This window comes from Pseudorhodobacter sp., from assembly GCF_030452865.1.
Lineage (GTDB): Bacteria > Pseudomonadota > Alphaproteobacteria > Rhodobacterales > Rhodobacteraceae > Pseudorhodobacter.
Genome location: NZ_JAKDLJ010000201.1, coordinates 1 through 6,499, shown reverse-complemented (window position 1 = coordinate 6,499; position 6,499 = coordinate 1). Strand labels below are relative to the sequence as shown.

Below are 6,499 nucleotides of genomic sequence, written 5' to 3'. Positions count from 1 at the left end.
CGAATTGCTGATTACCGAAAAGCTGGCCGACCGACTGCCGTTTTTGTCCAGCACAATCCGGCAGGTGGATGAGGGGGGCGTGCAGATCGGCGGCACCAAGGCCGAAGCAGGGCCGGATGACCGTGAGACGCTCGGCGTGATGGCGCGGCTTGCGCGGCATGCAGTGACGGTTTTTCCGGCGCTGGCAGATGTGCGGGTTGTTCGTGCATGGGGCGCGCTGCGTGTGATGTCGCCGGACGGCTATCCGGTCTATGCGCGGTCGTCCCAGTATCCCGGCGCATATCTTGTGACCTGTCATAGCGGCGTCACCTTGGCCCCGCTTCACGCCACCGCCTTGGCCGAATGGATTGAAGGCACCTCAACCGCACCAAATCTGGAGGCTTTCGATGAAAATCGCTTCGCGCTTTTTAACGCGGCCTGATGCGGCGGCGGTGCATGTGACACTGGACGGCGTGCGTATTGCAGCACAACCCGGCGATACCGTCGCGGCGGCGATGCTCGCTCATTCCGGCGATCCGGCACGTCATAGCGCAACGGGCGCTGCACGCACCGCCTTTTGCATGATGGGGGTCTGCTTTGATTGTCTGGTCGAGGTGGACGGGCGACCGAACGTTCAGGGCTGTATGATTGCTGTCCGCGAGGGGATGGTTCTGCGGCGACAGCGCGGATTGCGGCCCCTGATCGGAGGCGGCCATGATGCATGATGCTGATGTCATCATCGTCGGCGCTGGCCCTGCGGGAATGGCCGCTGCTGCGACCGCCGCGCGCGCCGGTGCGCAGGTGTTGCTGCTGGATGAACAGCCCCGCGCGGGCGGCCAGATCTTTCGCAATGTCGGCGTGAATGGCGATGCCAGAACCTATCTCGGCAAGGATTACGTCGCAGGCAAACCACTTGTTGACGCACTTGACCACCCGAATATCACTGCTGAATATGGTGCAACCGTCTGGCGGATTGAAGCCGGCCCCCGTGTCATCTGGTCCCGTGAGGGCGAAAGCCGCATGAGCTGCGCACCCCACATCCTTCTGGCTGGCGGCGCGCAGGAACGTCCGGTCCCATTTCCGGGTTGGACGCTGCCCGGCGTGATGCCAGCGGGTGCTACGCAGATATTGATGAAGACCGCTGGCCTTTTGCCGCGCGACGCGGTGCTGGCCGGGTCCGGCCCGCTCCTATACCTCATCGCGGCCCAGATGATCGACGCAGGCGCGCCTCCCAGAGCATTGGTCGAAACGCAGACGATCGCGTCAATGCTCCGGGCAGCGCCGCAACTGCCGCGCGCGCTGCTCGCCGCAAGAATGTTGATCAAGGGCCTTGGCTTTATACGCAAAATCCGCGCCGCGGGCGTGGCGCGATACACCGGCGCGTCTGGATTTAGGGCTGCAATGACAGAGGATGGCGGTATCGCCTTCTCGTTCCTCGCCAAGGGCAAAGCACACCAGTTGAACACACCGATCCTTCTGACCCACCAAGGCGTCGTCCCGGCAACCCATATGAGCCGTGCAGCGGGGATCGTTCATTCGTGGACCGATGTGCAGCGAGCGTTTCAACCGGCAGTCGATACATGGGGTCGGACCGATGTTCCCGGCATTCATGTCGCGGGCGATGGCGCAGGAATAGGTGGCGCTGAGGCTGCACAAGCAGCGGGGCGGCTGGCAGCACTGGATATTCTGCATCTTCAAGGGCTGTTGAGTGAGGACGCACGCAATCAGAAATCTGCCCCTGACCGTGCCATGCTGCGCCGTGCGTTGGCGATCAGGCCATTTCTTGATACCGCCTATGCGCCCCTCGCAGAATTTCTGTCTCCGCCTGACGCGGCTATTGCCTGCCGGTGCGAGGAGGTCACGGCGGGCGATATCCGTCAGTCAATCCAGGAAGGTGCAAACGGGTTGAGGCAGGTAAAAACCGCAACACGCGCCGGAATGGGTCCGTGCCAAGGCCGCATGTGCGACCTGACAGTGCGCGGAATTCTTTCATCCTGCGGCGCCAAACCCGCAACGCCCCGCGCCCGCAGCCCCATCAAACCCATCCGGCTTGGCGAACTGGCAGCCCTTGCAACCCAACAGGAGACTTCAGCATGACCGGTATTTCCGCCCTAAAGGTCGACAACCTGCACAAAAGTTTCGGCCAACATGAAGTTATCAAGGGCGTCTCGATGGAGGCGCAGAAAGGCGACGTGATTGCGATCCTCGGGGCTTCCGGCTCGGGTAAAAGCACCTTCCTGCGCTGCATAAATCTGTTGGAGACGCCCAATTCAGGTGATGTCTATCTGGCGGGTGAAAAAATCCGCATGAAGCGGAACCGCCACGGCGAGACCGTTCCCGCCGATATCCGTCAGGTTGAGCGGATGCGCGCGCGGCTTGCGATGGTGTTCCAGGGCTTCAATCTCTGGTCCCACATGACGGTCATGGAGAACGTGCTGGAAGGCCCGCTTTACGTCCAGAAAACTCCAAAAAGCGAGGCGCTCGAAAAAGCCAAGGCGCTGCTCGCCAAGGTCGGGCTGGCGGACCGTGCCGATTATTATCCGGCGCATCTTTCAGGGGGGCAGCAACAGCGCGTGGCGATTGCCCGCGCGCTTGCGATGGACCCGGACGTGATGCTGTTTGATGAGCCGACCTCGGCGCTGGACCCGGAGCTTGTGGGCGAGGTGTTGGCCGTGATGCGCGATCTTGCCGCAGAAGGTCGCACCATGCTGGTCGTGACCCATGAGATGGGCTTTGCCCGCGACGTGTCGTCAAAGACGGTTTTTCTGCACAAGGGCGAAGTCTGCGAAGAAGGCGCGCCCGGCAAACTCTTTACCAACCCCGAAACCGAACAGTTCAAGGCGTTCTTATCACGCATGAACTGACAAAACCCATCTGAAGGAGGAAACGACCATGAAAAGAAGAACATTGTTTGCAACCGCAGCGGCATTTGCCCTGACGCTTGGCAGTGCTGCATTCGCGCAGGACGTGCTGCGCATCGGCGTTGAAGGCGCCTACAAGCCGTTCTCATACAAGAACGCCGATGGAACACTTGCGGGCTTTGACATCGACATCGCCAACGCACTTTGCGCCCAGATGCAGCGAAAGTGTGAGTTGGTGGAGCAGGAATGGGATGGGATGATCCCGGCCCTGAAGGCGAAAAAGTTTGATGCCATCGTCGCCTCGATGTCGATTACCGAGGAGCGGAAACGCCAGATCGACTTTTCTGACAAATACTATCAGACCCCGGCGCGGCTGGTCGCCAAAAAGGATGCGGGCTTTGAAGGCACGCCCGAAGGATTGGCAGGCAAACGCATCGGCGTTCAGCGCGGCGCAACGCATCAGTGTTATGCCGAAAAGATGTTCCCCGGTGCGGAGATCGTGCTTTACGGCACACAGGAAGAAGTGTTCCGCGATCTTGCGCTCGGCCGGATCGACGCCGAACTGTCGGATTCGCTGATCGCGCAGGAAAGTTTCCTGTCGACGCCGGATGGCGCGGATTATGCCTTTCTTGGTGGCGATCACCTCGACGTTGAATGTTACGGCGAAGGCGTCGGAATCGCCGTTCGCAAAGGTGATACCGAGTTGCGTGAGGCACTGAATGCCGCGATCACCGCGATCCGCGAGGACGGCACTTATGCGAAGATCAACGACACCTACTTCCCCTTCGATATCTACGGCGCACGTCCGGCATCGAATTGAGTTAAACTGGCAGGGCCGTCTGTAGCGGCCCTGCCTTCATCCGAAAGGACGGGGCGATGGATCTTATTCTTGAATACCGGTCACAACTTGTCACCGGCACGGTCATGACGATCCAGCTTGCGCTGGCATCGCTGGTGATCGCTGTCGCCTTCGGGCTTTTGGGGGCATGGGCCAAGCTGTCGGGCAGCCGCGTCGCAAGACGGCTGGCGCTGGGATATACGACGATAGTGCGGGGTATCCCCGATCTGGTTCTGATCATGCTGGTGTTTTACGGCGGGCAGGTGACGCTGAACGCCATCGGCGATGCGACCGGGCTTTGGGGCTATATCGAGATCAGCCAGTTCGTCGCCGGTGCCGGGACCATCGGCGTCATCTTCGGCGCCTATTTCACCGAGACGTTTCGCGGCGCGATCATGGCGATCCCACGCGGGCAGATCGAAGCGGGTATCAGTTGCGGCATGCCGCGCCAATTGATCTTTCGCCACATTATCTGGCCGCAAATGGTCCGCTATGCGCTGCCCGGCTTTACCAACAACTGGCTCGTGCAATTGAAAACCACCGCGCTTGTGTCGGTGATCGGCTTGCAGGATCTGGTCTATAACGCCTTCACGGCCGGGCGTTCCACCGGACAACTTTTCACCTTCATGGCGGCGGCCTTCGTGATCTATCTGGCGCTGACGGGTCTGTCGGATATCGCTTTCCGCGCGCTCAACCGCCATTACAGCCGCGGCGTGGAGAGGGCATGACCATGGAACAGATCCTCTCCTATATCCCGCTTGATATTTCCCTGATCGCCGCGAATTTTGACAGGTTCCTTTATGGGGTCTGGACAACGCTGAACCTGACGTTCATTGCACTTTTTATCGGCGCTTTGCTGGCAATTCCGATGGCAATCGCACGCGCCTCGAGGCACCGGTTCTGGAACCCGATTGTCTGGGGCTACACCTATGTTTTTCGCGGCACGCCGCTTTTGGTGCAAACCTACCTGATCTATTACGGCTTTGGTCAGTTCGAATTCATCCGCCATAGCTGGCTGTGGGAGCCGGTCTTGTCCTCCGCTTGGTGGTGCGCGCTGATCGCCTTCACGCTCAACACTGCTGCCTATTCGACGGAGCTGTTGCGTGGTGCCATCATCGACACCCCGAAAGGTGAGGTTGAGGCCGCCATCGCCACAGGCCATTCCTACAAGGCCCGTCTGCGCCGCATCATCCTGCCTTCGGCCTTCCGTCGCGCCATTCCTGCCTATTCGAATGAGGTGATCTTCATGCTGCACGGATCGGTTGTGGCCAGCACGATCACCTTGCAGGATATCCTTGGCGTCGGGCGCTGGCTGAATGGGCGCTACTATCTGGCATATGAGGGCTTCATCACCGCAGCCCTGCTTTATTTCCTGATCGTGCTGTGCATCGCTTCGGTCTTCCGCTGGCTGGAGCGGCGCTATCTGCGCCATTTGACGCGCCGCGAGACGCCAGCGACCGCCGAGATCACCCCAGAACCGACCCGATGACCAAGGAGGCAAACATGATTGACCGGATGCACACGAACGCCAGAATGAGCCGGATCGTAAAACACAACGGGACGGTATATCTCTGCGGTCAGGTTGGTGCGGGGGCAGATGTCACCGCACAGACCAGCGATTGTCTGGCGCGCATTGATGCGCTGCTGGCCGAGGCAGGATCCTCACGCAAACATATTCTTCAAGCGGTGATCTGGCTGGCCGATATGGCCGATTTCGACGCCATGAACGCGGTTTGGGATGCGTGGGTGCCGGAGGGGCATGCCCCGGCGCGGGCCTGCGGTGAAGCACGTCTGGCGGGTGATGACTTGAGGGTTGAGATCATCATCACGGCAACCGAACGGGGATCGAGCAAATGACCACAAAACGATATATATTGATAGGCGCCCCGATGGATTGCGGCAAGCGCCGTCGTGGTTGCCTGATGGGTCCCGATTCCTACCGAACCGCTGGAATAGCCGATATGATTGCAGAATTGGGATATGACTCCGAAGACCGCGGCAATGTCGTCCCAGCCCCGTTTACGCCTGACACAGACATCGGGAAGCTATACGCGCTGGCTGAAACCATCGCCTGGACCCGCGCCCTGACCGACACCGCGCGGGCAGCGGTGGCAGAGGGTTTCCCGATCTTCATGGGCGGCGATCATGCGCTGTCTCTTGGCACCGTTGCCGGGGTGGCAGCCCATGCGGCGAAGATAAATCGCCCGCTCTTTGTGCTTTGGCTCGATGCGCATCCGGATTACCATACGCCTGATACGACGGATTCGGGCAATCTGCACGGCACACCGCTCGGGTATGTCACAGGCCGCAGCAATTTTCCCGGCTTTCCAGACCTTGCGGCAACGGTCCCCACAGGCAACGTCTGCCTGATCGGGCTGCGCTCGGTCGATGGGCCGGAACGCGATGCGATCCAGGCCACCGACATGCAGGCAGTGGACATGAGGGCAATTGATGAGACGGGGATCGCAGCACCCCTGCGCCGCTTCCTTGAAAGAGTTAAGGCGGAAAACGGCATGCTGCATGTCTCGCTCGACGTTGATTTCCTTGACCCCAGCATCGCACCTGCGGTCGGCACCACCGTGCCCGGCGGAGCCACGTTGCGCGAGGCACATCTCGCGATGGAGATGCTGCATGACAGCGGTCTTGTGACTTCGCTCGATCTTGTTGAACTCAATCCCTTCCTTGACGAACGCGGTCGCACCGCGTCGTTGATGGTCGACCTGACGGCGTCGCTTTTGGGCCGCCGCGTTTTTGACCGCCCCACCAGCAGCCATTCTTGAAAGTACCGCCATGCCCCATCTTGCGCCATCCAAACTTGCCT

The 6,499-nt window shown here is 60.3% G+C and carries 9 protein-coding genes; all 9 read left to right on the top strand.

The features are described from left to right. Positions 1–421, top strand: a 421-nt coding sequence (locus tag L0H65_RS12215; RefSeq protein ID WP_301459329.1) for an FAD-binding oxidoreductase, incomplete at its 5' end; no start/stop codon positions are given. After that, positions 387–704: a (2Fe-2S)-binding protein gene (locus L0H65_RS12210; protein ID WP_301459328.1), complete on the top strand. Its 318-nt coding sequence runs from the start codon at positions 387–389 to the stop codon at positions 702–704. The genes L0H65_RS12215 and L0H65_RS12210, both read left to right, overlap by 35 nt. Then, the gene (locus L0H65_RS12205) at positions 694–2,076 is read left to right on the top strand and encodes an FAD-dependent oxidoreductase (RefSeq protein ID WP_367651990.1); all 1,383 of its coding nucleotides are present in this window, start codon (positions 694–696) and stop codon (positions 2,074–2,076) included. Before L0H65_RS12210 ends, L0H65_RS12205 begins: the two co-directional genes overlap by 11 nt. A 5-nt stretch (positions 2,077–2,081) precedes the next feature. After that, on the top strand, positions 2,082–2,843 hold the full coding sequence (locus tag L0H65_RS12200; protein ID WP_367651991.1) for an ABC transporter ATP-binding protein: 762 nt from the start codon (positions 2,082–2,084) through the stop codon (positions 2,841–2,843). 28 nt (positions 2,844–2,871) lie between these two features. Beyond that, a complete protein-coding gene (locus tag L0H65_RS12195; RefSeq protein WP_301459326.1) occupies positions 2,872–3,660 on the top strand; it encodes an ABC transporter substrate-binding protein in 789 nt (262 codons plus the stop codon). 56 nt (positions 3,661–3,716) lie between these two features. After that, positions 3,717–4,406: an ABC transporter permease gene (locus L0H65_RS12190; RefSeq protein ID WP_301459325.1), complete on the top strand. Its 690-nt coding sequence runs from the start codon at positions 3,717–3,719 to the stop codon at positions 4,404–4,406. Between the two features lie 2 nt (positions 4,407–4,408). Further along, on the top strand, positions 4,409–5,167 hold the full coding sequence (locus L0H65_RS12185; RefSeq protein WP_301459324.1) for an ABC transporter permease: 759 nt from the start codon (positions 4,409–4,411) through the stop codon (positions 5,165–5,167). Positions 5,168–5,181: 14 nt separating this feature from the next. Next, the gene (locus L0H65_RS12180) at positions 5,182–5,535 is read left to right on the top strand and encodes a RidA family protein (RefSeq protein WP_301459323.1); all 354 of its coding nucleotides are present in this window, start codon (positions 5,182–5,184) and stop codon (positions 5,533–5,535) included. Beyond that, positions 5,532–6,458 (top strand): arginase, encoded by a 927-nt coding sequence (gene rocF, locus L0H65_RS12175; RefSeq protein ID WP_301459322.1) that lies wholly within the window; start codon positions 5,532–5,534, stop codon positions 6,456–6,458. The genes L0H65_RS12180 and rocF overlap by 4 nt, the downstream gene beginning before the upstream one ends. Positions 6,459–6,499 lie beyond the last annotated feature (41 nt).

Coding starts and splice junctions, on each gene's coding strand:
- L0H65_RS12210 (WP_301459328.1), top strand. CDS start 387: ATGAAAATCGCTTCGCGCTTTTTAACGCGGCCTGATGCGGCGGCGGTG.
- L0H65_RS12205 (WP_367651990.1), top strand. CDS start 694: ATGATGCATGATGCTGATGTCATCATCGTCGGCGCTGGCCCTGCGGGA.
- L0H65_RS12195 (WP_301459326.1), top strand. CDS start 2,872: ATGAAAAGAAGAACATTGTTTGCAACCGCAGCGGCATTTGCCCTGACG.
- L0H65_RS12190 (WP_301459325.1), top strand. CDS start 3,717: ATGGATCTTATTCTTGAATACCGGTCACAACTTGTCACCGGCACGGTC.
- L0H65_RS12185 (WP_301459324.1), top strand. CDS start 4,409: ATGGAACAGATCCTCTCCTATATCCCGCTTGATATTTCCCTGATCGCC.
- L0H65_RS12180 (WP_301459323.1), top strand. CDS start 5,182: ATGATTGACCGGATGCACACGAACGCCAGAATGAGCCGGATCGTAAAA.
- rocF (WP_301459322.1), top strand. CDS start 5,532: ATGACCACAAAACGATATATATTGATAGGCGCCCCGATGGATTGCGGC.